The organism is Shewanella sp. POL2 (assembly GCF_000282755.1).
Classification (GTDB): domain Bacteria; phylum Pseudomonadota; class Gammaproteobacteria; order Enterobacterales; family Shewanellaceae; genus Shewanella; species Shewanella xiamenensis.
Genome location: NZ_AKZL01000016.1, coordinates 25,009 through 50,956, shown reverse-complemented (window position 1 = coordinate 50,956; position 25,948 = coordinate 25,009). Strand labels below are relative to the sequence as shown.

18 protein-coding genes and 1 pseudogene are annotated in these 25,948 nt (G+C 45.3%); 8 read left to right on the top strand and 11 right to left on the bottom strand.

Annotated elements, in window-relative coordinates:
- Nucleotides 1-346 precede the first annotated feature (346 nt).
- The 3 genes and pseudogenes from ccoG to SHEWPOL2_RS06210 all read right to left on the bottom strand — a co-directional run bounded on the left by ccoG (nt 347) and on the right by SHEWPOL2_RS06210 (nt 4,452).
- A complete protein-coding gene (gene ccoG, locus SHEWPOL2_RS06220) occupies nt 347-1,780 on the bottom strand; it encodes a cytochrome c oxidase accessory protein CcoG (RefSeq protein WP_037427095.1) in 1,434 nt (477 codons plus the stop codon).
- Nucleotides 1,781-1,939: 159 nt separating this feature from the next.
- Nucleotides 1,940-3,406: pseudogene (locus SHEWPOL2_RS06215) on the bottom strand (sigma 54-interacting transcriptional regulator).
- 500 nt (nt 3,407-3,906) lie between these two features.
- A complete protein-coding gene (locus tag SHEWPOL2_RS06210) occupies nt 3,907-4,452 on the bottom strand; it encodes a thioredoxin family protein (RefSeq protein WP_037427092.1) in 546 nt (181 codons plus the stop codon).
- A 203-nt stretch (nt 4,453-4,655) separates the two neighbouring features.
- Here SHEWPOL2_RS06210 and SHEWPOL2_RS06205 point away from each other — a divergent pair, with 203 nt between their 5' ends.
- Both SHEWPOL2_RS06205 and SHEWPOL2_RS06200 read left to right on the top strand, forming a co-directional pair.
- Complete coding sequence (locus SHEWPOL2_RS06205; RefSeq protein WP_037427090.1) at nt 4,656-6,206, top strand: peptidase S10; 1,551 nt, start codon at nt 4,656-4,658, stop codon at nt 6,204-6,206.
- An 86-nt stretch (nt 6,207-6,292) separates the two neighbouring features.
- The gene (locus SHEWPOL2_RS06200; protein ID WP_037427088.1) at nt 6,293-6,913 is read left to right on the top strand and encodes a LysE family translocator; all 621 of its coding nucleotides are present in this window, start codon (nt 6,293-6,295) and stop codon (nt 6,911-6,913) included.
- Nucleotides 6,914-7,563: 650 nt separating this feature from the next.
- On the opposite strand, the gene SHEWPOL2_RS06190 is transcribed toward SHEWPOL2_RS06200, so the two are convergent.
- The 3 genes from SHEWPOL2_RS06190 to SHEWPOL2_RS06180 form a co-directional block, all read right to left on the bottom strand.
- A complete protein-coding gene (locus SHEWPOL2_RS06190) occupies nt 7,564-8,328 on the bottom strand; it encodes a 23S rRNA pseudouridine(2604) synthase RluF (protein ID WP_037427083.1) in 765 nt (254 codons plus the stop codon).
- Nucleotides 8,329-8,339: 11 nt separating this feature from the next.
- Nucleotides 8,340-9,035 carry a hypothetical protein gene (locus SHEWPOL2_RS06185; RefSeq protein WP_037415052.1) on the bottom strand — a complete coding sequence of 232 codons (696 nt, stop codon included), beginning with the start codon at nt 9,033-9,035 and terminating at the stop codon, nt 8,340-8,342.
- Between the two features lie 190 nt (nt 9,036-9,225).
- Nucleotides 9,226-10,563 carry a Na+/H+ antiporter NhaC family protein gene (locus tag SHEWPOL2_RS06180; protein ID WP_037427081.1) on the bottom strand — a complete coding sequence of 446 codons (1,338 nt, stop codon included), beginning with the start codon at nt 10,561-10,563 and terminating at the stop codon, nt 9,226-9,228.
- A 562-nt stretch (nt 10,564-11,125) separates the two neighbouring features.
- Here SHEWPOL2_RS06180 and SHEWPOL2_RS06175 point away from each other — a divergent pair.
- Nucleotides 11,126-11,965, top strand: coding sequence for an FAD:protein FMN transferase (locus SHEWPOL2_RS06175; RefSeq protein ID WP_037427080.1), 840 nt, complete (start codon nt 11,126-11,128; stop codon nt 11,963-11,965).
- A 149-nt stretch (nt 11,966-12,114) separates the two neighbouring features.
- On the opposite strand, the gene SHEWPOL2_RS06170 is transcribed toward SHEWPOL2_RS06175, so the two are convergent.
- Both SHEWPOL2_RS06170 and SHEWPOL2_RS06165 read right to left on the bottom strand, forming a co-directional pair.
- Nucleotides 12,115-13,746: a methyl-accepting chemotaxis protein gene (locus tag SHEWPOL2_RS06170; RefSeq protein WP_037427078.1), complete on the bottom strand. Its 1,632-nt coding sequence runs from the start codon at nt 13,744-13,746 to the stop codon at nt 12,115-12,117.
- A gap of 134 nt (nt 13,747-13,880) precedes the next feature.
- Entirely contained in the window at nt 13,881-14,771 is an 891-nt protein-coding gene (locus tag SHEWPOL2_RS06165) for a DMT family transporter (RefSeq protein ID WP_037427076.1), read from the bottom strand.
- Nucleotides 14,772-14,957: 186 nt separating this feature from the next.
- Here SHEWPOL2_RS06165 and SHEWPOL2_RS06160 point away from each other — a divergent pair, with 186 nt between their 5' ends.
- Nucleotides 14,958-15,737 carry a helix-turn-helix transcriptional regulator gene (locus tag SHEWPOL2_RS06160; protein ID WP_037427075.1) on the top strand — a complete coding sequence of 260 codons (780 nt, stop codon included), beginning with the start codon at nt 14,958-14,960 and terminating at the stop codon, nt 15,735-15,737.
- Between the two features lie 528 nt (nt 15,738-16,265).
- Here SHEWPOL2_RS06160 and SHEWPOL2_RS06155 read toward each other — a convergent pair.
- Nucleotides 16,266-16,664: a GreA/GreB family elongation factor gene (locus SHEWPOL2_RS06155; protein WP_037427074.1), complete on the bottom strand. Its 399-nt coding sequence runs from the start codon at nt 16,662-16,664 to the stop codon at nt 16,266-16,268.
- 585 nt (nt 16,665-17,249) lie between these two features.
- Here SHEWPOL2_RS06155 and SHEWPOL2_RS06150 point away from each other — a divergent pair.
- Nucleotides 17,250-18,542, top strand: a complete 1,293-nt coding sequence (locus SHEWPOL2_RS06150; RefSeq protein ID WP_037427071.1) for an aminotransferase class I/II-fold pyridoxal phosphate-dependent enzyme — start codon at nt 17,250-17,252, stop codon at nt 18,540-18,542.
- A gap of 78 nt (nt 18,543-18,620) precedes the next feature.
- On the opposite strand, the gene SHEWPOL2_RS06145 is transcribed toward SHEWPOL2_RS06150, so the two are convergent.
- A complete protein-coding gene (locus SHEWPOL2_RS06145; protein ID WP_037427069.1) occupies nt 18,621-21,773 on the bottom strand; it encodes a DUF2339 domain-containing protein in 3,153 nt (1,050 codons plus the stop codon).
- A 211-nt stretch (nt 21,774-21,984) separates the two neighbouring features.
- Nucleotides 21,985-23,118 (bottom strand): methyltransferase, encoded by a 1,134-nt coding sequence (locus SHEWPOL2_RS06140; protein WP_037427119.1) that lies wholly within the window; start codon nt 23,116-23,118, stop codon nt 21,985-21,987.
- A 259-nt stretch (nt 23,119-23,377) separates the two neighbouring features.
- Here SHEWPOL2_RS06140 and SHEWPOL2_RS06135 point away from each other — a divergent pair, with 259 nt between their 5' ends.
- The 3 genes from SHEWPOL2_RS06135 (at nt 23,378) to SHEWPOL2_RS06125 (ending at nt 25,814) form a co-directional block, all read left to right on the top strand.
- Nucleotides 23,378-24,040, top strand: coding sequence for an alpha-ketoglutarate-dependent dioxygenase AlkB (locus SHEWPOL2_RS06135; RefSeq protein WP_037427067.1), 663 nt, complete (start codon nt 23,378-23,380; stop codon nt 24,038-24,040).
- Between the two features lie 134 nt (nt 24,041-24,174).
- Nucleotides 24,175-24,495 carry a BolA family protein gene (locus tag SHEWPOL2_RS06130; protein WP_037415031.1) on the top strand — a complete coding sequence of 107 codons (321 nt, stop codon included), beginning with the start codon at nt 24,175-24,177 and terminating at the stop codon, nt 24,493-24,495.
- Nucleotides 24,496-24,707: 212 nt separating this feature from the next.
- Nucleotides 24,708-25,814: a TRAP transporter substrate-binding protein gene (locus tag SHEWPOL2_RS06125; RefSeq protein WP_037427064.1), complete on the top strand. Its 1,107-nt coding sequence runs from the start codon at nt 24,708-24,710 to the stop codon at nt 25,812-25,814.
- The last annotated feature ends 134 nt before the right edge of the window (nt 25,815-25,948 follow it).

Sequence of the window (25,948 nt, the reverse complement as noted above, 5' to 3'; positions counted from 1 at the left end):
TAGTCGTTATTATTATTTTAAAATCAAACGAGTGTTTAGATTAGAAGGATTCAACCTATAAGGTCAATCTTTATCGCCAAATAATTCTATCCAAAGATTGCTACTATCTTTATGTTAAAAATAGTGTTTTTACTCTATATGGGCGGAGTAGAGTTAAGTCTTTATTAACTTGGGTATATTAGGGTGTGTTGATGTTTTAGGGGCATTTTTATAGCAATTGGTAGCTGAATTGGGGGAAAGAAAAGGGCGCGCAATAGGATGTGGCCATTTTAAAAACCAATAAGACGCTCAATCGATGGCGTCTTATTGGTTGTCTACAGCTAAATGGGAGCGTTGAGGCTATGAATTAAGGGCTAAAGAAGCCGGTTTCTTGGCTGACGCTTTGTTTGGGTTCGCTGACATCGGTTACCGAGAATTCGATAAGTTTGCGTCCCGCAGGGATAGCATTCTTATCGGCTAATACTGTCACGGGGTAATCTGCTTGTTCACCCGCCGCGAGGGTGATTACCGGGTCGGCAATTAAGCTGAATGGCATTTCGCTGTTGACCGCGAGTTGGTATTGCTTGGTTTGTTGAGTCTTGTTACGGATCTTCAGCTGGTAGGTATTTTCAACTTTATTATCGGTGGTTTCGCGGTACAGACTCTGTCTGTCGCGAATGACGTTAAGCTGAATCTCACTGCGACTGGAGAGATCTAAACCTATCACAACCAACATAATAACAACGGCAGCGCCGTAACCTAAAAAGCGTGGCGAGCGCAAATTGGAATGGGCGACACCTTTTAATTCATTCTCGCTAACATAGCTAATAAGGTTTTGTTTGTAGTCGAATTTTTGCATGGTTTCATTGCAGGCATCGACACAGGCGCCGCAGTTAATGCACTCGTATTGGAGGCCTTGGCGAATATCAATCCCCGTCGGGCAGACCTCAACACATAAATTACAGTCAACACAATCACCGAGTTCGGTTTGTTGCTTGCGTTTACGGGGGCCGCGGGCTTCGCCGCGTGCGGCATCATAGGTCACGGTTTTGGTGTTGGCATCGAACATCACGGCCTGAAAACGCGCATAGGGACAGCAGTGTAAGCACATTTGTTCGCGCATCCAGCCAGCGTTTAAGTAAGTGCAAATCGCGAAAAACCATACCCAGCAGGTTGTCCAAAAGCCGGCGTTGCCAGTAAAAATATCCAAGTAGAGTTCACGGGCTGGGATGAAGTAACTGATAAATCCACAGCCAGTAATCAAGGCGGCTAATCCCCACAGGCTGTGTTTGAGCGTTCTTTTACTGAGTTTACTCGCAGACCATGGCGCCTTATCGAGCAACTTGCGTTTATTGCTGTTACCCTCAATTTGGCTTTCGAGCCAGACAAACATAAAGGTCCACGCGGTTTGTGGGCAAAGATAGCCGCACCAGACCCGTCCCCAAAACACGGTTATAAAAAAGAGGCCAAAAGCCGCGGCAATAAACACCCAAGCGAGTAAGGTGAAATCCTGTGGCCAGAGCGTGAGGCCAAAAAAGAAGAATTGTTGCTGACTCACATCCAGCAGTATCGCTTGCCGACCATCAAATGAAATAAACGGCAGTGCAAAAAACAGCAGTACTAACAGGCTATTCATTGTGGTTCTGAGACGCTGAAAATAGCCTTTCTGCTCTCGGAAATGAATCTGGCCACTGCTTTTGTGTGCAGGCTTATCTTCCGCCTGGATATTTTTTACCGGGATAAATTGCTCGGCAGAGGGATGTTTGGCGTTCTCTCTGTGTTGGGTGTCACTCTTGGGCATATGCTGTCCTAACGGCTTAAATAAGATTCGGCTCCCTATAGCAAGCGTTAGGCCAAAATAATTTGCATTTAACTATTTGATATTTATTGATTTAAATTAGATTGGTTTTTATGTGTGTCGCGATATATCGTCAATTGGCGATATATCGCGTTTTTGAGACTATTCATCATTAGTGATTTGACGTGTAATCCCGAGCTTCTTCATTCGCGATCTGAGGGTACTTGGCGGGACGCCGAGTACACTGGCTGCGCCGTTTGCGCCCGAAATACGCCAGTTCAGCAGTTTTAATGTTTGCTCAATATGCTGTGCTTCTGCCTCGGCCAAGGTTTGTAATGGTTAAGCCGCGGTTTGAGTCTGTAGGTGATTCGTGGGCATGGCATGAATATGTAAAATATCCGTTTGAGATAATATAGCCTCTCGCTCAAGGATATTCTGCAATTCGCGCACATTGCCAGGCCAGCTGTAGGCCATTAATTTTTGTAGGCCTTTTTGACTTACCCCTCGGATTTTTTTGCCCAGCTTACGGTTAAGGGAATGCAGTATATGGCTGACAAGCTCGGGCATATCCTCCAGTCTCGCCCTCAGCGGTGGCACTTGAATTGGGAAGACATTCAAGCGGTAATAGAGATCCATTCGAAATAAGCCCTGTTCAACGCGTTTGAGTAAATCATGATGACTGGCGGCGACTAAGCGAATATTCACCTTGACGGTTTCGCTGCCGCCGAGTCGCTCAAAGGATTGCTCTTGGATCACTCGCAGTAACTTAGATTGCGCCTCCAAACTTAATTCGGCCACCTCATCGAGAAACAGGGTGCCTTGATGGGCAAGTTCGAAGCGGCCCTTGCGCTGTTGAGTCGCACCCGTAAAGGCGCCTTTCTCATGGCCAAACAGCTCACTCTCTAACAGTGAGGCTGAAAATGCCGCGCAGTTAACGCTGATCATGGGCTTATCTTTGCGGCGACTCAGTTGATGTAAGTTGCGGGCAACCAGCTCTTTGCCTGTGCCATTCTCGCCACAAATCAATACGGTACTGTCGGTATTGGCCACCATATGCAGTTGCTGGATCATATGGCGGATCACTGCGCTACTGCCCGAAATATCCACATCGCCAGTCTTATCGGCTAACTCGGCTTGGAGATAATGATTCTCGCTGGCCAGTTGCTCCGACAGAGCTTGAACCTGTGCTAAAGCCTGGCGTAGCGACTGCTCGGTTTGTTTTTGAATACTGATGTCACGAAATATCGCGACTACACCGATAAGTTTGTTGTCCCGATAGACGGGCGTAGAGCTGTAATACACGGGAAAGCTGCTGCCATCCTTACGCCAAAACACATCGTGGGTAATTTCCCTTGCAATCCCATCCTTTAAGGTGTTGTAGATGGGGCAATCTTCCTGGGGATAATGACTGCCATCCGCATGGCTATGATGATGGCAATTATGGATATTTTTGCCGAGTAACTCTTCATTCTTCCAGCCCGTCATGCGCTCGGCGGCGGGATTGATAAAGACAGCATTGCCATTTAAATCAAACCCATAAATGCCTTCACCCACGGCATTGAGCAGTAACTGATTCTCTGGCAGAAAATGTTTATCCAAGGGCATTACGGCGGGCTGTGTTGATGTCATTCCGTTGATTCCTTAATACGAATGAGTGCCCAGAGTATAACCCCTTGAGTCGTGTCGCGATATATCGCGAGTTGCTTTGTCATGTTTGAATAGAATGGTTTTGAGGCTAGCTTAGAGGTCTGACCATTAACTTGTTGATAATAAAAAGCTTATATTTTAATCAATAGAAAGTTTTATTTAGTGCTGGCTTAAATTGCTAAATTGTTATAAAAATGTTTCATAAATATTATTAGCAAGGTTGAAATAGACCAGTACGCTTACCCTTATATGGGAATACGCATTACTTCGCTAAGATATTTAAGTAACTCGCTAGTTATAAAACTATTTTTATAGTGTTTTGGGGTTAGACGGCTGTTGAGAGTACGGAGTGATTTTCTGCCCACCTTTCCGGAAAATTGCTTTCTACTGATTTGAAGTGTGCAAAAAGGCTGCGATGCAGCCTTTTTTATTGCGCTCTCAATACTCCATTTTTGAAGATTAAGCCAAATAAGCAAAATAGATTACAAGGCTTTAGCCTGAGCTAAGCCATTAAGCACGGCATCGATGGTGAGTTTTGACGGTAGTACTATGCCGTTAGGCGCCCTTGGACCATAGACCTTATTGTAAGGTGTACCCGGTACTCCTTCATGTTGCATGTAGTTCGCGATGGTGGAATCGGCTTCGCTCCAATTTCCCTGCATCAAAATAATCTTGTCGGCCATCAGTGCATTCACCACTTGCTCCCTATGGGTGACTTCAGCCTTATTGGTTTGGCAAATGCTGCACCAGTCTGAGGTGATATCCACAAACACTGTGTAGCCTTGGGCGACCAGTGGGGCGATTTTTTCGGGGGCCAGCGTGCGCCACTGTAGCTTTTGATAGGCTTGATAATCTTCGCCTTTATGCACAAAACCGATAATCCCGCCTAGGCCAACGGCGAAAAATCCCAACACAAAAATCACCGCCAGTGGAATGCGCTTACCTTTGCTACGTTGCCAGATTAACAGACCAATCGCGCCCACAAGTAATGCGAGAATGACCAGACTGATGAGAGTGATAGTGCCCATAGATGCCTACATAAGTTTCCGATAATCCATTCTATCTTAGCGGCTAACAGCTTAAATCTGCGTGAATTTATGTTTTAAAAGCCGATTAAACCTTTGACGCATTCAGTTGCAATTGTGCTTTTGCGCCGAGTGCGCAGTCTTTGTAAGCTGGTGCACTAATAAAAAGACCACAAAATAATGACTACAGAAGGGAAGGATAATTGATGCGAGTGCTAAATAAAAAGTCAACGCCCGCAGGGCTAACATGGGCAAGTATGTTGCTGCCCTTGTTATTTACTGTGTCCATGGTCGGCCATGCCGAGCCTGCTCAAAAAGGCGAAGCCAAAGTGGATAAGTTAGTGCCAGAGGTGGTGACCACTAAGCATAAAATGACGATTCAAAATCAGAAGATCAGTTATCAAGCCATTAGTGGGGAGACCATTTTAGAGGATGATAAGGGTGAGCCTCAGGCCAGTATTTTTTCTATTACTTATTTAAGGGATGATGTGCAGGACAGCAGTAAACGTCCGGTCTCGTTTATTTTTAACGGTGGCCCAGGTTCAGCCTCGCTGTGGCTGCACATGGGACTCTTTGGGCCCAAACGTGTGATTGTGCCTGCTGATGCCAAAGATGATGGTGCGGCACCTTATCGGATTGAATCCAACGATTACTCATTACTCGATGAATCTGACTTAGTGTTTATCGATCCTGTGGGTACCGGTTTTAGCCGCGCCCTGGGTGAGAAGAAAGGCACCGATTTTTGGGGCGTAAAAGAAGATGCCCAATCCATTGCCGAGTTTATGCGCCGTTGGTTGATTGAACATAAGCGTTGGAATTCGCCCAAATACCTTGCCGGTGAAAGCTATGGTACGACGCGAGCCGCGGCATTAGTGGATGAACTTCAAGGCGGCTGGACCGATATCTCTGTCAATGGCGTGATGCTGATTTCATCGATTCTCGACTTTAGCCACGCTCGCTATCAACCGGGCAACAACCAACCCTACATTGGTTTTTTACCGACCATGGCGGCGACTGCGTTTTATCATAACAAAGTCAGTGATGCCGATAAGGCCTTGGGGCTCGAAGCATTTGTCGAACAGGCGCGTCAATTTGCTATAAAGGATTACGCCTTAGCCCTATTGCAGGGTAGCCGTTTAGCGCAAAGCGATTATCAAGCTGTACGCAAACAGTTGGCGCGATTTACGGGCTTGAGTGAGTCCTACCTCGACAGAGTAAATTTACGGGTGAGTGCGAGTCGCTATACCAAGGAATTGCTCAGGGATCAGGATTTGACCATCGGGCGGTTAGACAGTCGCTATACTGGCAAAGATTACGACAGTGGCGATGACTCGACTGATAACGACCCGTCAGGATATGGTATTGATGGTGCTTATACAGCGGCTATCCATCAATATCTGTATGAGGATTTAGGGGTTAAATTATCACGCCCCTTCAACGTACTTTCCACCGATGTTAACCGTGGCTGGAACTGGAATATTAGCGGTAAACAAATGCATTATGTGAATGTGGCACCCTATTTAGGGCAGGCGCAGCGCGAGAATAAAGACTTGCGTATTTTTGTCGGTAACGGATATTTTGATTTCGCAACGCCCTTCTTTGCGACTGAAAATACCTTTGCCGATAACGGCATTGATAATAGCCGCGTCACTATGCATTACTACAAGGCGGGTCATATGATGTATGTAGAGCCCGTGTCGCTTGCGCAACTGGTGCAAGATATTCGCGCTTTTTATCATCCCAACGGGGTGAAATGAGAGTGACCGTATCGCTAGGCCAGTGTTAAACTGCCACTCCTGTGAAGGCCCTTTTGAGGGCCTTTTTATGCTTTAAAGGGGTGAAAATGAGCTTTAGTACTTGGTTGGGACTATTGGCGATTTGTTGTTTGGGCGCTATGTCCCCTGGGCCGAGTTTGGCGATGGTCGTGCGTCATACCTTAGGCGGTGGTCGCGGGAAAGGGATTGTGTGTGCTTGGGCGCACTCGATTGGCATAGGGGTCTATGCGCTAGTCACGCTACTTGGTCTTGCGGTAATGCTGAAAAATGCGCCTTTGGTTTTTAATGGGATAGCGATTTTAGGCGCGCTCTATCTGGCATGGATGGGGCTCCAAGCATTACGCTCAAACGGTGGCATGCAGGCAAAACTTACGGCGGGGGAGGCGACGGATACGCTCACGGCGGCGCGCGATGGTATCGCGATTTCCCTGTTCAATCCTAAGATTATGCTGTTCTTTTTAGCGCTGTTTAGCCAGTTTGTGATGGTTGCAGATAGTTTTACAGGTCAAGCACTTATCGTACTAACACCACTGGTAGTTGATGGGCTATGGTACACCTTAATTGCGTTAGTGTTATCCCATTCGAGTATATTGCCTAAGTTGCGGGAAAAAGCGGGCTTGATTGATAAACTTTCTGGTGTGGTATTGATTCTGCTGGCAATACGGGTGCTGTATAGCCTCTATGTGTAGTTGTTCACTATTTTTTGAGCATATAACTCGGATTGCCCGCCAAATAGCTAGTACCGCTAAAATTAGGTTTAACGCATCTGACGGCGCCATCTAACATTGCTAATTCTTGAAATTCTGAAGTAAGAAATAGCTTTATGTGGCAATGGAGATCTTGGGATTCGTGCTTAAATACTGCCAGCAGATTCTCAGGGCTACCAGCTTGTTGATAAACTTTGGTTAGGTGATATTGATGTGCGCTTAATGTTGATTGTGATATAAGCGCATCACCCAAATTCACAATAAACCACTCACATGTTGAAAGCATAATAATTTACCTTACCTGAACTCGGGGTAACGAGTGTCGAAAAAATCTAAATTTAACAAACTAAATCAATGCTATAAATGATTTTTTTGAAAGGAAAAATCTTTTCTTTCTGACTGAGTGCGCAGATTTTTGCGTATATCAAGGCGTTCAGTCGTACGGCATCGCGAGCTATGGTTAGACAGAGCAACGCACAGAGGCCCGAAAAGATGCCTATTCAGCGGCTCTACTTATCCCGAGCTCAGGTTACCTAGTTAGCGCTGCACAGTGTAAAATCTTTTAGCTGAATAAATGGTTTATGGGGCGTAACGTCACATTGGTCTGAGATTCGTTACCACACTTCATCTGACTATATCGCTAGTGCGGCTTTTAGCGTTGTAATTTCAGTGGGTGTTAGCGGTCGCATTTCTCCCTCTGGTAGAGTGTTTAGTGTGTTTGTTGCTGCTTTGCTTTCTGTACAATTATCTTCGCTTACTGTTTCAAGGCTGAGTGTCATTAAGGCCACTCGCTGTAAATCGATAACCTTATAACCTAAGGCGCTGGACATCCGCCGAATTTGCCGATTTAAGCCTTGGATCAGCACTATTTCAAATTTATCTTCACTAAGCCTACGAACGTTACAGGGGAGAGTATCTACCTCTTTGTACTTTACGCCGCTGGCCATTAGCTTAATAAACTCATCGGTGAAGGCCCTCTCTAGCTGCACATGATAGGTTTTACTGTGGGCAAAACTGGGGTGCATCAGTTTGTGGGTGAGTTCGCCATCGTTAGTGAGCAGCAATAATCCGCGGGAATCCTTATCTAATCTGCCGACGGGGTAGAGTCTTGGTGTTGGTGGCAGTAAGTGGAGCAAGCTGGATTTATCGTCTTTGAGTAAACGGCAATCTGTACCTACGGCCTTATTGAATAGCCAATAGGTAGGAGTTTCGCTGCCTAATACAGGCTTTGCATCCAAGCAAATACTATCAAGGCATTGACCATCTGTATCGAGCTGGACTGGGTCGTGATGTGTGGCAATCTTACCATTTAGCGTAATGCGTCCTGCCTCAATTAAGCGGCAGGCCTCTCGGCGTGAACTGATACCACATTGGGCAAGGTATTTAGCTAGACGCATAAACGATTAAGTTAAAATGGGTGATGGACTTGGGCGCGATAATACAGGATTTTGGATAAACGACGCATCGCAAATGCAAGGCTTAAGCACCAAATAATATTGAGGTTCGTTTGCAGCCACATATTGGTACTAACCAAACAGAAGTGATTGTCTATATCACAGGGCGGAAAATCCAGTTGGCTCCAATCCAGTTGTAAACTCAGGCTAATAGCACTGATAAAACTTAATAAACTCAAGTAAAACAATGGCCTTGGGCAGATAAGTTTAGGAACGACTCCGGCAATAATCACTAAGGCATGCAAGGTTAGCGTGCTTAAGAGATAGCTAGTGGAAACCAGTCTATGCATGGTTAAAAAGTTAATCGGAAAAATGCCCATCAAAATCACCGAAGTGCCAACCCAAACTCCTGTGAGTGCAATATATTGGCTAAAGCTATCGAGCTTGAGTAAGTACAGCCCAGCCATAGAGATCAGCATGCAAATCCCTGCGGCCAATAATCCTAAATTAAACACATAGGCAAGGGGCGAGTGGGTATAGTCCCCTAAAAAATCGGCGCGGATAAATAGGGCGCTAACGCCCATGGTTTGGTATTGTCCATACAGAGCAACCATCACTCCTATCGCACTGAGCAGTGCGGCTCCCACAATCAACCAAGTGATTAGGCGATGTAAATCGTAAAAACTGGGTTCACGCTGTCTTGGATTCATTTGGCTTTTAATGAATAGTGGTGTGGGTTAAGGGGCAAGGTTGAATAATCGGGTGTAACTTGCCTGAATCCCTTCATGAAGGCAAGTATTCTAAATAGCGCTGCATTTAACCTTTAAAACAAAGGGAGCCAGTCAAGTGGCTCCCTTTGTTTTGTGTTGCTTTCAATAAACCTTGTGATACTTAACTACATCAGTGGCGTTTACGGAAAATGACAATTGCAATGGCTACTGCTGCGAGGATCATGCAATACCATGCATAGGACACGGCTGCTAGCGGTGTGATGCTAAATGTCGAGGCGATTAACAGCGCTTGTGCACCATAGGGTATTAACCCTTGGATAATACAGGCAAAAATATCGAGTACACTGGCAGCTCGTTTAGGTGTTACGCCGTGTTTTTCTGCGAGATCTTTCGCAATGTCACCAGTGACAACAATCGACACCGTATTGTTAGCAACGCAGCTATTGGTCACGGCTACAATTCCCGCCATCCCTAATTCGGCCGCGCGGCATGAGGCTTCGCCTTGAGCTTTTGAGAAACGGGTGATGAGCTTTTCAATCTGTTTGCTCACAAAGGCTAAACCACCTTGTTGCTGCATCAGCGCGGCTAAACCACCGACTAACATCGACAGGATAAAAATTTCCTGCATATTGCTAAAGCCCGCGTAGATATCCTTACCAAATTGGATCACGCCATAGTCCATCGTCAGCAAACCAGTGGCTCCCGCAAGCAGTATGCCTAAGGTTAAGACGACAAACACGTTTAGCCCTGCAACTGCTAATACTAGAATCGTCAGGTAAGGAATCACCTTAATAAAGTCGATATCTTGAGCGGCTAGATCGGCTTGGCCTTGTCCTGCGATGACAAAGGCAACAAAGGTCAGCAGTGAAGCTGGGATAGCAAAAATCAGGTTCTCGCGGAATTTATCTTTCATATCACAGCCTTGAGTTCGAGTGGCCGCAATCGTGGTATCCGAAATAATTGAGAGGTTATCACCAAACAGGGCGCCAGACATCACGGCACCTGCCATCAGGGCATAATCAATTTGTGCCTGGTCGGCAACGCCTAAGGCGATAGGTGCCACGGCGGCGATTGTACCCATAGAGGTACCCATGGCCGTTGCAATAAAGGCGGCAATCACAAAAAAGCCTGGCAGTAATAGGTTTGAGGGAATAAGAGATAAACCTAAGGCTACGGTTGCATCGACACCGCCAGTGGCTTTCGCTACCGCCGCAAAGCCGCCAGCCAGCAAGTAAATTAAACACATGGCAATAATATTGCTATGGCCAATTCCACCAATAAAGGTATCAATGGCTTGATTTAATTTTTGCTTTGATAACACCAAAGCCAGAATAATGGCCGGCAAAATAGCAATCACACTCGGTAATTGATAGAAAGCAAAGTCCACACCTTGGCTTTGGAAATAGACGCCTGCGCCAATAAACAGACTTAAAAAAACGAATAAGGGTAACAGGGCAACAAATGATGCCGGGTTACTCGGTGCAGTGGTTTGGGTTGATTGACTCAATGTAATTTCTCTTTTACTCGGCGGGTTGTCTGCGTGCTCCTTGGCAGTCAAACTCGCTCTAAATCTATGTCGCCTTGGCATCATATCCTAGCAACTTGGTGCCAAGCATATTGGATTGCCAATTTACTGTCAATCTAGACGTCTAGATGTTTTTACTTCCGTTGTAATCTGTTCGTTAAAAAGAGGTTTAAATCGTGGTTTGTCTTAATTTTTAATCTTAATAAACAGTATATTAAAACTATTCTATTAATGATTTACTGGTTGTTGTTAGCCAATGCTAAATGTGGATTACTCAGTAATATAGCAATAGGGGGCTATTTCTTCCTCCACCGCTGATACAGTTTAGTGGATCTTAAGTTGGTGTACGATTCGGTGTTGTTAGGTTTTCTGTTGTTTTTGACACGGTACTACGTGCTGAGAGTGTGAGGAGTTATGTTAGTTTTTAACATTTTAATTTTGCGGGTATCTTTTCGCATAACATACTAAGGCCACTCTTGCTGTTAGTAACCAGATGCGGTAAAACGGTGATCCTTCATCCACACCTCACATAGCCAGCAGCATCGTGATACGAAGAGCTAAGCCATTACTGGGCACGTTAATTGAAATTGCAGTCGAATCGGTAGTTGAAGAACCCAGCCAACCAACACTCGATGAGCAAGCCATTCAAGCTGCGATTACTGCGGCTTTTTCTCGCATTGCACAAATTGGACGTTTATTAAGTTTTCATCAGCAAGATAGTGAGTTAAATCTTCTAAACCGTCAGCCTGGCCATTGGGTCACCCTAAGCCAAGATAGTCTAAGGGTATTTAAATTAGCCAAGTGGTTTGGTAAAGCTAGCGACAACTTATTTAATTGCACCATTGGTGGTGAAATGATGTCTCGCGCGGCGTTGCCTTGCTACCTTGGTATGCCGCTACTTTTGCAGGGCGATTGGCAAGATATTGAAATTAAAGGGAACCAAGCGCGGTTAGCTCGGCCATTAATTGTTACTTTTGACGGTATCGCCAAGGGGTATGCGGTTGATATGGCAGTAAGTGAGTTACGTCGTGCAGGGGTTTCTGGTGGTTGGGTCAATGCGGGAGGGGACTTGCGAGTATTTGGTTCTGCCTCCTTGGATGTGCTTTGTCGAGGCTCAAATGGATTAAGCCAGAAGATAACAGTCCGCAATATGGCTCTGGCAAGCTCACGAGTTTCGCAGCAATTGAGCCTAGGTTGTCCAGCATTATTACTGCCGACAGGTAATGTCGATATGATGAGCTTTGATGCGTCTAATGAGCGTGTTGTTAGCGTTCAAGCGCCTTTCGCATGGCGTGCAGATGCACTAACCAAGGTGGCAGGTTATCTTTCAGCTAAAGCTGCAAAAGATAAAATTAATCAGCTTGGCGGCCAGTTAGTCTGTTAACCGTTATATTTAAACATGCTCGGTACTAAGGCGGTGTGGTTGACGTGCCGCAGTTTGATGTACCTATCGGATTATTCTATTCAAGCCATTGTTTTAAATAAAAACTGGCCAATCCTTTTGGGCTTGGCCAGTATCTCAAATGCCTCTCTTTAAGCGACTTTAAAGCGCGAGACTTCTTTTTGTAGATTGCTACAAATGGCTCGGGTATTGACCACTATTTGCTGTGTTTCTTGGATCACCATATTGCAATATCTTGTTTTATCAGACAGTTCAGTCAAGTTACGATTGATTTCCTCAGTAACGTGGGTTTGTTCTTCTGTTGCGGTCGCGGTTTGAGTCGACATCTCACTGACTTTAGAGGTGGAATTTAGGATCTGATCTAAGGCATCTTGAGTCTGACTGGCAAGGGTAACCGTAGAATGGGTGAGGCTGGCGCCTGATTCAATACTCTTCACCGCATCATTAACGCCCCGCTGCAATTCTTCGATCATGCGCTGAATATCTTGAGTCGACGTTTCAGTACGACTCGCCAGAGTACGTACTTCATCGGCGACCACCGCAAAACCACGCCCTTGTTCACCGGCACGAGCAGCCTCAATGGCAGCATTAAGAGCGAGCAGATTAGTTTGCTCCGCAATTGAGCGGATCACATCCAGTACCGAGGCAATATTAGCGGAGTTGACGGAGAGCTTTTCGATAACAGCAACGGCATTTTTAACCGATTCAGACAATTGCTGAATATGATGTACCGATTGCGTGAGGATTTTTTTCCCCTCAATAGTCTGATCATTGACCTTAGTGATTTCGGTAGCAGTATGCAGGGCGTTGCTGGCCACTTCCCTTACCGCGGCACTCATTTCATTTACGGCTGTAACTATGGTGTCGACAAATTGTTCCTGCTCGTGGCTGATCCCTATGGTGGTAGCTGATTTAGTCGCTAGGTTTTCAACGGTATGGCTCACATCTTTGGTTTGGCTGATAATGGCGATGACCATCTGTTGCAACTGGGCAACGAACAAGTTAAAAGCATTGGCCAGTTCGCCAATTTCATCTTGGCGAGTGATAGGAATTCGTTGGGTTAAGTTGCCATCGCCATCGACTATATCATTAATTCTATTAGTAATGTCTTGAATCGCGTTGACAATAATCTTAGGGCCAAAGTAGGCAATCACGAGGGCGACAATAGCGACAAGCGTAGCTATCGTAACTGACATTTGAGTTTGGGCTGTAGCTTGTTCGGTGGCTTGTAAATCCAGTTCTTTAACGCGATTGTCGGCGGCTTCACCTGCGGCATTGTAGATGCTTCTTAGGGCTTTAAACTCTTTTTTGGATTTGCTTTCGTGTAGTTGTCTTGCCAGGTCGAACTGACTATTTTTTACTGCATTTATCACGTCAGATGAGGCTTGATACCAGAGCGAAAACTGTGCTTCAAAGCCATTGGTTGATTGCAATACTTGGGCATGATCCTGCAAGAGTTTTTTAAACTCTCCCATTCGATCGCGGGCCTGATCGACATTCTCTTGCCAGTTATCTATTTCGCTTTTACGGCTATCACTACCCAGATCGGATCTGAGTAACACTTCTTCACTTAGCTGTGCTTGGTAGAGATCGCGGTCAGCGTTGAGAATGGCTGAAATCGCAGGATTAAATAACTGACTAAACTCCTGCATTTGCTTCAGGGTTGAGCGGCTTTGCGTAGCATCAGTAATTGCCATAACGATCAAGGCGGTCGCCATAATGGCAAACATCAGCGAAAACTTTACTCGAATACTATTAAACATAGGGTACTCCATAACGTACTGACAAAATTGCTTATTAAATAGCTTAGTCGCTATTTTGTGGTTTGCAGCAACAACAGAAAATTAAGGAGAATCATCGTAGGAAAGCCCCACTGATATGGGGCTATTGAGTCGATTTAATCAGCACAGGCGCTTAGGGCTGATATTTTAGGTTTGGGCTTTATCTGCACTAACATTACCCCCAAGATAACCATTGAACCGCCAAGGTAGTGATAAACGGCTAAGGTCTCATTTAAGATTATCGCCGCAAATATAGCCGCCAGAATTGGCATTAGATTGAAGAAAATACTGGTGCGTTCAGCGCCCAATTTGCTAATGCCATTAATCCACGCCCAAGGGGCGATGAGTGATGCGCCAAGGGCGGCGTACACAATAAGTGGTGCAGCTTGGCTGCTAATCGTGACGCTTGGTGCACTAAACAGCAGCGGAGTTAACATCAACACAGCGATAATGCCCTGAATATACACTGATTCCCACGTCGATATCGGTAGCTGCCAGCGTTTTAGCAGTACCCCATAAAGGGCGTACACAAACGCACTGATAAGTAATAATAAATCCCCCTCAGTAACCCCTCTCGCCAGATTAGCCATATCCCCGTGGCTTAGCATAAACACTAAGCCCAGCAGTGAGATTAGGCTGCCAGCAAAAACTAATGGCGAGAGCCTTTGCTTGAGTAAAGGTACCGCCAAAAACAGGCTTACCATAGGCACTATCGAGTTGATTAATGCCATATTGGTGGCGGTTGTCGTCGCGGCGGCAAAATAGGCAAGGCTTTGGTTTAATACCATTCCTAAGGCGGCTAAGGTCGCTAATTTCGGTAGTAGAGGAATGATTGTTCTACGTTTTTTCAAGACGGGTTTGAGCATAAAAGGGGTAAGCACAAGCATGGCAAAAAACCAGCGATAAAAGGCAATGGCTTCGGGAGCTATAATTCCAAAGGAAAGTTTGTTAACAATGGTGTTACCCGCCCAAATCATTACGGCGAGTAGTGGAAATAAATACAACATAGGTCAGTCTTCATTGGGGGAAACGAGCCGATGCCAAGTGGCAAACGTGCTGTCATAGATAGTCGCTATTATTGCTGGTCTTTTATGATATAAATATTGCTTAAAAGACAATGTCAGTTCCTCGATAGACAACCACCGCGTCAATCGATGTTTTGATTGGATATAAAGTCGAGTTTTAGGAGTACGATGCGCCCTGTTTACCATCCACTTAGCTCGGAGCAAGCGCCAGTGGCAGATATTTTCTTCAACTATGAAGCCTTTCTGCCCAATACCATTACACCAAAACATAGCCACATTTGGGGGCAATTACAGCTGATCAGCGGTGGCATTATGGAGTTACATGCGGCTGGACAACGATTTTTGTCGCCATCCCAATATGCGATTTGGGTGCCAGCAGGCGTAGAGCATGAGAGTTACACCCGCCGCAGTATCCATTATTGCTCATTGAATATTGTTGCCAGTCGGGCGCAGGTTTTCCCTGATGAAACTTGTTTACTTGTGGTGACGCCGATAGCGCAGGCAATAGTGAACGATCTCCGCCAGAGGCAGGTGCGTGTTGCACAAACGGATGCGGATAAACGTTTGGTTGAGGTGTTAATTGACCAGTTAATCTTAGGTCAGGCGCAGCCACAATTTTTGCCTTCGAGTACCGATAAACTGTTGCAACCTATTTTGCAGCAACTTGAACTCGAGCCTGCCAGTCAAATAAGCCTTAAAAGCTGGGCGAGTGAATTACATACCACAGAACGCACACTCGCTCGGCGTTGCCAAGACTGCCTTGGAATGAGTTTTACAGAATTGCGTCAGCGACATAAGTTTATTTATTCGTTGCAATTGCTACGTGAAGGCTTATCAATCAAAGAAGTTGCCCTGACTTTGGGCTATAACCAAACTTCACCCTATATTGTGATGTTTAAAAAATATGCTCAATACTCACCCGAGCAATATCGCCGCCAGCTGGCATAAAAATAGGGCGCGGCTATCGCCGCACCCTATGTCATAAAAGAGAGGATTTAAGGGATTTTTATAACAGGCATTAATCGGAGGCTTTTTGGCGATTCCGCTTATCCTGTCGCTTCTCTTTTAAGGTTTTCATCGGCGGTTTTTTCGCTTTTTCTTTACTCATGGAAAATACTCCTAACTAAAATGAGATTAAGTAAAGTCAAACTATCGAGTGTAGCGCCGCATTCTCACCGACAGTTAGTTCAAATTAATCTATCGATAAATTTGAATAATTTAAAGCATTCTGAGCGAGATAAAACACTTTGACCTCTTTATGGTTTCTACATAAGCGCTGCCATACTTAGTAAGTTTTTAAGAGGAGTAAGTGTTAGCTCTCTGCTATTAATTTATTTCGCGGCCAGTAAATAACTTCAAAATCGTATCCTCCAATATATTTTATGCCTGTGCTAGATGCCGCCGCAAATAGCGACCTAAAAGCATGTTGCCACTGAAATTTGAACATGCTTTATTCTAAAGTTGTTATTTTTTCTGTTAATTTTTAGGTTGTCTCTTGCTAAGTGAAATATCCTTCACCATAAACAGCACGGGCTTACCTAAAATATTTACCTCAGCATATTCACCTTTGGTTCGGCCCAGTAAGCTCACACCTAAATCGGAAATGACAGAGTAGCGACCCGCTCTTGGTTTGTGTCTAGGTGGGTATACCAGTTCTATACGATACTCCTGCTGATCCTGTTGATTAACGAGGAGCACTTCACGCCCAACGGTCACTTTATCTAGGGTTTCTTCACTTTTAAGTTGATCGAGCTTTGCTATCACCGCCGCCAGTGCGGTGGGGCGTAATGAGGCATTAAAACTGTTTTGCAAGTAATAGGTTTCTGTTTTCAACATAAAAGACTGAAATAGATTACTAAAAAAAGAATAAAACATAGCTACCCCAAATATGAGCTAGATAACAGCTAAGCCCCAGCATAAAAATAGGAGCAATAAATTGAAATGTGGGTAATCAGATGCCGAGTGCGAGTAGCACTCGGCTTAAACTGGGAATTTAAGAGACAGGCGTGCCGCGCGGGATAAATAATCAAGTGTATTCAGCATTAACCAAGCTGACTTAAGTCTGAGTAATGAAAATGCATTTTTTAACACGGGCTACATCTCCATATAATTTTAAGATTAAATTAATCATCTAACAGAGTTAATGATTAATAAACTGTCCATACCATAGGCCAACTAAAAAATAAAGCAAGTCTGAAAATGATTGTCATATTAATAACAATATAATAACGGATAACTGGATAAAACTTATTTTACTCAAAATACTTGTTCTTTAATTGCAGCTGTTAAATTTTAAAGCACTATGTATAAAAATGTTTAGACTTCTAGATGGCCGTCTGGTAGCTTGGGTGCAGTGCACAAATCTTGTGCGGTTTTAGTGTCTATTTTCGCAAAGTGCCCCCAATGTTTGTGTTGGCTTAGGCGCAATGGTTGGGAATTTTTCAGGGGAAGGAAGCAAAAATGAAACTTGAATCACTGGCGTTACACCACGGATATGAGTCTGAGGCAACGACTAAAGCTGCTGCGGTACCTATTTATCAAACGACGTCCTATACCTTCGATGATACCCAGCATGGTGCTGATTTATTTGACTTAAAAGTCGCTGGCAATATTTATACGCGGATTATGAATCCAACGACCAGCGTACTTGAGCAGCGTCTTGCCGCCATTGAAGGCGGGATCGGTGCGCTTGCTGTGGCGTCTGGCATGGCGGCTATTACCTATGCGATTCAAGCTCTTACTCAGGTTGGCGATAATATCGTCAGCACCAGCCAGCTCTATGGCGGTACTTACAATCTGTTTGCCCATACGCTGCCGCGCCAAGGAGTCGAAGTGCGGATGGCGGCCTTTGATGATTTTGAAGGACTTGAAGCTTTAATCGATGCCAAAACCAAGGCGTTATTTTGTGAGTCTATCGGTAACCCCGCCGGTAATATTGTCGACCTTAAACGTTTAGCCGAGATTGCCCATAAACATGGTGTGCCTTTAATTGTCGATAACACTGTCGCCACGCCAGTACTATGTCGCCCGTTTGAGCATGGTGCCGATATCGTTATTCATTCCCTCACTAAATACATTGGCGGCCATGGTACAACCATTGGCGGTGTGATTATCGATTCGGGTAAATTCGATTGGATGGCGAATAAAGAACGTTTTCCCTTGCTAAATCAGGCCGATCCTTCCTACCACGGCGTGGTCTACACCGAAGCCTTTGGCCCTGCGGCCTTTATCGGACGTTGCCGTGTGGTGCCGCTGCGTAATACGGGGGCGGCACTTTCACCCCACAGTGCTTTTTTACTGTTACAGGGGCTTGAAACCTTAAGCCTTAGAATGGAGCGCCATTGCTCAAATGCGTTGGCATTGGCCGAATACTTGATACTGCATCCTTCCGTTAGCTGGGTAAATTATGGTGCTTTGCCGAGCAGTCCTTACCGTGAGAATTGTGAAAAGATCACTGGCGGTAAAGCCTCTGGGATCATCAGTTTTGGTATTAAAGCGGCAACGCCAGAGGAAGGTAAAATCGCGGGAGGTAAATTTATTGATGCCCTGAAGATGATTTTGCGCTTAGTGAACATTGGTGATGCGAAATCGTTAGCTTGTCATCCTGCTAGCACCACCCACAGACAGCTGGATGCGAATGAACTTGCTAGAGCTGGGGTGTCTGAAGATCTCATTCGTATTTCCGTCGGCATTGAACATATCGACGATATTATCGCCGATGTTTCGCAGGCGCTGGAAAAAGCTTTGATGTAAAGTTTGTCATATCATCGTATGTGTTTGAAAAAGGCCGCTAGTAGAAGCGGCCTTTTGCGTTTGAAGGATAAACGTCTCTTACTCATTTGCTTCTTGAAGGCGGTTACGCGCTTTTTGATAGAAGTAAGATACGCTCAGTAAAATGACTCCAATTAACATAAAGGCGATCACTTTTTGCACCAGTTCAAAGGACGCCATATCCAGTAATAACACCTTGAGCGTGGCTAAGGTAAAGAGCCCTGCGGCGAGGCGGATCATATCCGCATGTTGGGGTTTTAAGCTGATAAACATCAATACACTGCCATGCACCACTAATAAAATCGCACTGAGCGGCGCGGCAATCATGTTATCAAATACATAACTCCAGGTGAGATAGCTGAGCGCAAGTAATCCATGCCAACCCCATTTCAACCATTGCAGCGGTAAGAAGCGTCTATGTAAACGGATAGCAACGCCGCGGCATAATATCAGCGTGGCAAGCAATGCTAAGGCGGTAAATTCGCAGAGGATCAGTAACGCATTATTTAAATCTACTCTCAACGATATCTCAAAATGCAGCAGGATAGGCAGCAGCGCTAGGCCAAGGCAAAGACCGTAGGCAAGACTGTAGCTTGAGCGCACTGCGGCTTGGATTTCACAGGCAATGTGACCGAATAAGCTGGTCTTTTCGCCCGTATGGTTAGCTCCTCTTTGGAGTAATAGTGCAAAGTAGCCACTGAGCGCTAAAGCCGTCATCGACCAAGCCACCACATCAGTGCGATTTAATCCATAGACAAGTACAGCCAACGGCAGTGCAAAGTAATAGGGGCTCAGTTGCCATTGAAGGGTCAATAGCTGACGCCATCTGTCGGGGAGAGTGCGATAACGAATGAGTACAAATCCCATAACAAGCATGCCAATCAGCAGCGCAATAAGCCCTTGCCAGATTTCAATCAGACATAAGCTCGCTGTGGTGAGTATGGCAAGCCAGGTCAGAATTTTAGTTTCAATCTCAAGGGCTTTGTGTCTAACCAAATAGGCAAGTCCAAGGCTGAATAGGCCGCTAAACCAGAATGCGGCTGCGGTAAACTCCCAATAACTGCGGATGACTTTAGGTAATAAAAACAGTGGTAAAAGAAGATAACAGCCGATTTGTATCTGTTTAGCGGCCTGAGCGAATAAGGATTCTGGATAGTATCTACGATACCAATAATGACCCAACAATAGGGCGGCGAACAATTCAATCCGCGCGAGTTTGGCCATCAGTGGTTGTGCACTAAAACTCATGCTGCCGGAGAGGGTAACGCCTTCGATTACAGCAAACAACAATGGTAGCAGCAATAGCCAGGCGGCAAACTCACTGACCACCAGTTTATCTTTGCTACTTAAATATAAGAGTAACAGGCTAAGGAGTGGCACAATGGCGAGGTAGTAATCACTGCTAACAAGATAAGCTGTAATCAATAGCGTCGCGACATAAAACCCGCTGAGGGTTTCTTTTAGCAGATAACAGAGTTGCCCTTCTAAGGTGGAGAGTGTTGATTCATTAGTTTTTAATTGATTGATTGTAAATAACAATCCGCCAGCACTTAAAGCTAATGCGATAAGGGGGAAGCCAAGGGCACCCACTGGCGATAAGCCGCCGAGTTCGAGTAAGGTCAAGCCCGAGAGTAGGCTGTAGGCATTGAGCGCCAGTCCCATCACTAGCAAGACATAGGCTTCGGCGCGCACTGAAATCAGTTTTTCGTTGAGACCAATCCACAACAGTAATATTGCCTCGAGTAGCAATACTAATCCTAAGAAATCATGGCTTACCAGATAAAGTGCCGCAAAGGCGGCAAAGCTTCCGCCAAACACTAGCAAGAGGCTAGATTGGGATTTAGCGAGCCGATTGTTAAGTTTGAGGTATAGCCCTACGCAGACTAGTGCGTTAGCGACAAATATTTCCCCTGCAAACTCAGTAAATTGTGTCAGTTCAAAGATCACAAAAGCCAATAACGCAATCGGCAGTGCCAATACCCTATGGCTTAGTGATGTTGTCGATGAGTTAACGATAAGCCCAGCTAGCCCATAGAGATAAAAGAGCGCGTTAAGACTCACAACGGCCAGCACAGCTTCGCTGTGCCATTGCTGGAGTGGTAAATCGACAAAATAGCTGAAGGCTTCAATACAAGCGATATGTAATAAGGCGGTCATTTCAAGCAGTAATGGCCACTGCAATTTGCGGCTTTGTGCTAATGCCCCAGTACCAATCAGCAGTAAGTAGGGAATATATAGCAGCGGCGCATAGCTTTGGGATAACAGCATTATCGGTGCCGTTGAGCCACCAATTAAGGCGATGACCGCAATGACTTTAGCATCGAGGCGCATTGAAAGGCCATAGCCCGCTAAGGTAATCAATAGCAATAGAATAAAGCTGGCGCCGTTGGGAATAATCTCAAAATAGGGGCCAATAAAATAAGCGCACAGGTAGTTTAAGATCAGCCCTAATCCAACGATTCCCGAGCCAAAATCGGCCATACCTTGGCGTTTTTGACGGATAAAAATGCCGCCAGCGATAATCGCATTTGCACAGCCAAAACCGAGTAATGCTTTACCAAGTTCAGAAAACCAGTGATTGATGGAATATTGCAGCAGATAACCAAAACCTAGGGTGAGGGTAATAATGCCGGCCACAGTCATTAAAAACACTGGCCCCAAGCCCTTCGCTTGATAATGTTGATAGAAGCCTTTTAGCTGTTCTTTTATGGCCACAAAGGGAGCCATTATTGCGGCAATACCTTGCGATAAAAAGGCTTCTACTTGGGCTTCAACTTGGCTTGTTGCTTGAACACCTAGTTCTACCCTAGTTTGCTTTATCAGCTCGAAATCAGTGGCTTGTGGCGAATCATGTTGCTCGCGAGAGCGCGGGTTAGTTTGGCGCAGCCATGGATCATCCTGCCAAGGTGACGTGGCAGGGGCTTGTGACTCAATAGGATGTGAAACCGTTTCGGACTGCAGAGCGGCATGGCTCGCCATTGCGTGGGCATCTGTTGTGAACGCAATCGGGGATGACTCGGCAGCAGATTGCTCAGTTATGCTGCTCGTGTGAATGAAACCATTATTTTGCTGTTCAAGCTTTAAGCTTAAGGAATCGAGTTTGGCTGAGAACTCAGCTAGTTGGCGGTCAAGTGAAGATTGCTGCGCGAGGTGCTGCAACGTTAATTGCGTCAATTCTGCCTTGAGTTGCTCTACGTCATCCTTTAACTGCATATCAGTATCCTAAATACGCTATCCATATAAATCAGGTACATAAAAGTCTAAGTTGTTTAGTTTTATGTATTTGCTTTCGCGGATTGTACTGACAACTTCGGGCGGCGGCTAGTTAAAAGCCGCTGTTCAGAACATTCTGATGATGAGCATCTGAGCTAATTTTGCGAAAACAGCGCTAATCGCTAGCGCCAGTTTCGCGGTGTAGAAAGGACTATTTTTGGGCTTGCAGGATGACAAATTTGCCATTTGAGGCGACGGTGGTGCAGTTTTTAAATAAGCGTTGTAATTTCACATGATAAGCCAAGTGGCGATTGCCAACGATATGTAAAATCCCACCATTTTTTAACCGACGACGGGCATCTAAAAACATTTGCCAAGCAATATGATCGGTAATGGCCTCACCTTGATGGAAGGGCGGATTACACAGCACTAAATCAGGCTCTACATTATCGGGAAAGTGGCTCATGCAATCATCCCAATGAAAATGTCCCTTACCTTCGGGGAGTTGATTGGTTGTCCAATTGGCGTTTGCCGAGGCAACAGCCATTTCGGAGTCATCGATAAAATGGATATCGGCATTGGGATATAATTGGGCGGCACGAAGCCCGAGCACGCCATTACCACAGCCAAGGTCGACAACCGTTTTAAACTCTCCTTGGGGTAGATTGTCGAGCATAATTCGTGCGCCAATATCGAGCTTGTTGGCGGCAAATACGTTGCTTAAGTTGCTGATTTTCAGGTTAACCCCTGGAATATCCCAAATGATTTCATTTGGCAGTGTTCTTGGCTTACCATCACTAATACAAGTGATCACGCGGGTTTTCTTCCAAGCAAGGCTGGCGCTCGCTGGCCCCAAGTGTTTAGCAAATAATGCCAGTAAACTCGCGTTGATTGATTTGGCTTTTGCGCCAACGAAGACGCGACAGCCAGCCGGTAATACCTGCGACAGGCGCATGAGCTGGTGGGCAAAGTAGGTGAGATTCTTCGGTAATTTCATCAACACTAAGGCGACATCTTGAGGCAAGGTGTCGCGACTGGTAAACCATTGCAGGTTATCCATCGGCAACTGATTGTGATGATGATTTTGCTCGGCACCTAAAAAACTGGTTCTGGCATCGGTTTCAACGCGAAGCGGCCAGTTGGGATTGATACGCGAGAGGGCGCAACTTAAGGCGCCAAAACTATCGTTAATAATGGCCGTTGGCACAGCTGGTTGTTCACCTTCAATCAAACTATTGATTAAATGCTCGTCTGCGGCATCCCACGCTTGAAGATTCGATTCCTGCGATGCGGGATAGCGAAATAGTGCGAGTTCTATTCCTGCTACTGAAAATTGTGTCGTCATGTTGTGTTGTGCCAATAAAAATAAGGCGCTGATTATCGCAGATTTCATGGCCGCTTGCGATGTTTGCCTTAGTTTGTATACCTTGAAGTATGTCTTTGATGCCGTACCATGGCAGCCAAGTTTACTGGTCAAATTTGAATCCTCAGACTGAGGCTGGATACACTGTTGACTCGCAACGCTGCGCAAACCTACGTAAAACACTACTATCATTGGCGTTAGGCTGATTGTCGAAAGAGCGAACTGTGAATAAGGTGGGGGTATGAAACAAGCTGAATTAGGATTCGAATTTGAGGATTATCCTTTGGATACACCTGATGATGTGCTTGCCATCGAAAGCCTCGATATTGGACAACTCGAACCACCTATCACCTTAGTGCGGGATTATCTAGGTAAGGCGCAGCAAAATGCGTTGATTAATGAGGCGCAATCATATCCGCTTACTAGCCCGCAAATTCAAGTGTTTGGACGATACCATTCGATCCCTCGCCAGCAGGTTTGGTATGGCGATTTGGGATGTGACTATATGTATTCGGGGCTATTTATTCGCGCCTTGCCTTGGCCTCAGTATCTGCAAAAATTACGCGATAAATTGCAGCGAGATTTTAGCCTTGGCAGTAATGGGGTGTTAGTTAACCGTTACGCCGATGGCCAGGATTGTATGGGGGCCCATAGTGATGATGAACCTGAAATTGCCCACGGCAGCGATATTGCCTCCATCAGCTTAGGTGCGACTCGTGATTTTGTGATGAAACATAAACATAGCAAGCTTAAATACACGATTAGTTTACATAGTGGTGATTTATTAATTATGCACTGGCCTATGCAACGTGACTGGTTGCACAGTGTACCTAAGCGCCTAAAGGTCACAGAGCCTCGTTGGAACTACACATTTAGGCAACTTATCGTTAATTATCATGGATAATTGAAAGGTTATTGAATTCAAAATGTTGTCGGATTTGTTAGGTTTTAAGTTGCAAAACGGGCGCTGAAATTTGATCTTTTATACTTGAAGCAGTACTCTGCGGCCACTGGATTTACCCATATTGAGAGTTGAATATGTCCAATACCCAAGTGCAGAGCACAGTGGCTGAGACCATCAATCAGAAGTTAACTGAGAGCTTCTCACCAACCTATTTAGAAGTGCTAAACGAAAGTCATCGTCATCATGTACCTCCTAATTCAGAGACTCACTTTAAAGTTGTGGTGGTCAGCGATGAATTTGAAGGGCTCCGTTTGCTTGCCCGTCATCGCTTGGTGAACAACTGTTTAGCCGATGAGTTAGCTAATGGTGTCCACGCGCTATCTATTCATACCTTTACTCAAAGTGAATGGGCGACGAACGTCGAGGTGCCTAAAACTCCCAATTGTCGCGGCTAATTATCGCTATTTAGGACGGGTCATGCTTAAAACAAAAAGCCACTTTATTAAAGTGGCTTTTTGTTTTAAGTCAAATTGGTCTCATTCTTAGGTTCCCCTGTCGAATATTCTGTGTTAACAATATGTTCTATTTATTGAGTTAAGCGCCTATTTTCTACAAAAAGAGTGCTATTTTTCATGTGGTTAACAGTTTTTGTTGCGGGGAGTGCGTGATGCGTTATTTGGGGGGGCTGTTATTAGCGGTATTGTTTTTTGGCGTGACTGGCTGTAATCCCTCATCTCAACATGCGGAGTCTATTTCCGTTGCTGAAGGGCCTCCTGTTAAAGAGGTGATTGAATGGCGTTTAGCCACATCTTGGCCAAAAAATTTTCCTGGGTTAGGCATGGCCCCCGAGCGTTTTGCCACGCTTGTCTATGAGATGTCCCACGGCCGATTGCACATTAGCGTCTACGGCGCGGGAGAATTAATGCCTGCCTTTGCGGTATTCGATGGCGTTAGCCAAGGTAAAATCCAGATGGCGCATGCAGCCTCCTATTATTGGAAGGGCAAAGCCCCCGCCTCCCAGTTTTTTTCTTCAATTCCCTTTGGGATGACAGCACAAGAGATGAACGGCTGGTTACATTATGGTGGTGGTATGGCGCTGTGGGAGGAAGTCTATCGTCCCTTTGGCATTATCCCTCTGGCTGGTGGCAATACGGGAATGCAAATGGGTGGTTGGTTTAATAAACCCATTAATACGATAGCTGACTTTAAAGGATTGAAGATCCGCATGCCAGGCTTAGGCGGTGAGGTGCTCAAACGTGTCGGTGCTGTGCCCGTCAATATGCCAGGAAGAGAACTCTATGGTGCTCTGCAAACTGGTTCAATCGATGCGGCTGAGTGGGTTGGGCCTGTGAATGATCTCGCCTTTGGCTTACATAAAGTGGCTAAATATTATTACTATCCCGGTTGGCATGAACCAGGTTCCAATATGGAGTTTTTAATTAACAAGGACGCTTTTGAGAATCTGCCTAAAGATTTGCAAGCCATCGTTAAGACGGCTGCGCGTGCCATTAATCAAGATATGTTGGATGAATACACCACGCGTAATGTCAGTGCACTTGAAACTCTTGTAAAAGAGGAAGGGGTAGAGCTTAAGGCGTTTCCGTCTGCTGTGTTAACTGAACTTGAACGGATCTCACAACAGGTGATTGCAGAGCAGGCGCAACAAGATCCCATGATGGACAAAGTCTATAGGGCTTATCATGCTTATGAGCAAGGCGTGCGTGAATACCATAAGATTTCTGAAGATGCCTACAGTCAACAACGACAGCATTAATGATGGCTATTTACCCAAAATGTTCATATTAGCACCTTACTGATATGAGATGATTTCATCTTGCGTTAACTTGTTACTGTTTGGTGTTATGCTTGCACTCATATAAATAGATAGCGACAGTGGCGTTGTATCGC